The following is a 1,365-nucleotide window of genomic DNA, read 5'->3' as shown; positions in this document are numbered from 1 at the left end:
GATTTCTTGTTTAATTATCTAGGTCAATGTTGGCGGACCATAAAAACAAAAAAGTCAGGCTAAGCCTGACTTTAACAAATGTTTTACTATCTTAACAGCGTTTGAAAAACTCGCTTACAAATCCACTTTATCAGTCATCCGATTTAGGCTAATGCCACCATCAACTGCGCCACAACAATTAATGTGCCGAGCAATCCTGCGGCGATCAGCCCTAGTGTGCCGCCAGACACTTGATAACCGCCTAATTGCTGTGAGCGTTGCTTTAATGCCATCGCAATGGGTAAATAGATAATCATCACCACCAATGGAATGGCAGCAAAACCTAGCACTTTGAAAAATCCGTCTGGGTAGTAAAGCGCACATAACAGTGGTGGTATAAATGTTATTAACCATGTTTTAGCACGACCAACAGCGTCATCTTTAGCTCGGGTCAGTTCGGCGACATAATCAAATAGGCTCATGGTGACACCCAAAAATGAGGTCACCAATGCAAGGTTGGCAAATAGATCAATTGCTTGGCTGATAATGTGTGACTGGGCTAAACCTTGTAAAGCAGCAACCAGTTTAGGCAGTGAACCACCAAAGCTGTGAACTGTTTCGCCGCCTAAAGAACCTAGCGTTACGAGCAACCACAGGATGTAACAAACCAGTGGAATGGTCGAGCCTATTAATAACACTTTTCTAAGTGATGCAGCATCACCCTCTAAGTAGCGCACAATGGTGGCAATACACACGTGGAAACCAAATGAAGTGAATACTACCGGGATAGCTGCTAACCATAATTGTTGTAAAGCGGTGCCCGATGCCACATCGGTTGAGTAATTGTTTAATGCACTGATTAAATTAACGTCTGGTAATAGAAATGCCACCACAATGACAAGCAGCACCACCATAGAAGTAAATAAAATACGTGATACTTTATCAATCCATTTAACACCAATGGCAATCAAGCCACCAAAAATAACCGTAAAAAGTATGACGGCGACTTGGTTGCTCATGTTAATGCCGATGGGTTGTAAACGGGTTTCTAATAGCGATGACCCTCCCATTAGATACACCATGGTTAAGGCGAATAATAAGCTAAGGAATGAGCCTCCTTGAATGAGTTGGCCGACTTTGCCCAGTGTTTTACCAGTAATGGCATGGACGTTATCGCCGACACCACTGTGAAGATTAATTTCTAACATCAGTAACGAGGTGTAAGCCGATAAACCCCAAATAACCACTAATAAGATTAATGCGGGGATCATCCCCAAAGCTGCTGTTGCTAATGGTAGCGCTAGCATGCCTCCGCCAATTGCCGTTCCCGCGACAATCGAAATAGAACCTAAAGTTTTAAAATTCACAGAAAACGTCCTGTTTAAT

The 1,365-nt window shown here is 42.9% G+C and carries 1 protein-coding gene; it reads right to left on the bottom strand.

The annotated features are described in order from the left end of the window. Positions 1–143: 143 nt before the first annotated feature. The gene (locus CXF78_RS00630; protein ID WP_011636062.1) at positions 144–1,346 is read right to left on the bottom strand and encodes an aromatic amino acid transport family protein; all 1,203 of its coding nucleotides are present in this window, start codon (positions 1,344–1,346) and stop codon (positions 144–146) included. Positions 1,347–1,365 lie beyond the last annotated feature (19 nt).

This window comes from Shewanella sp. 11B5 (assembly GCF_002836795.1).
Taxonomy (GTDB): domain Bacteria; phylum Pseudomonadota; class Gammaproteobacteria; order Enterobacterales; family Shewanellaceae; genus Shewanella; species Shewanella frigidimarina.
The sequence above is the reverse complement of the archived record's forward strand: the minus strand, read 5'-3'. Positions and strand labels throughout refer to the sequence as shown.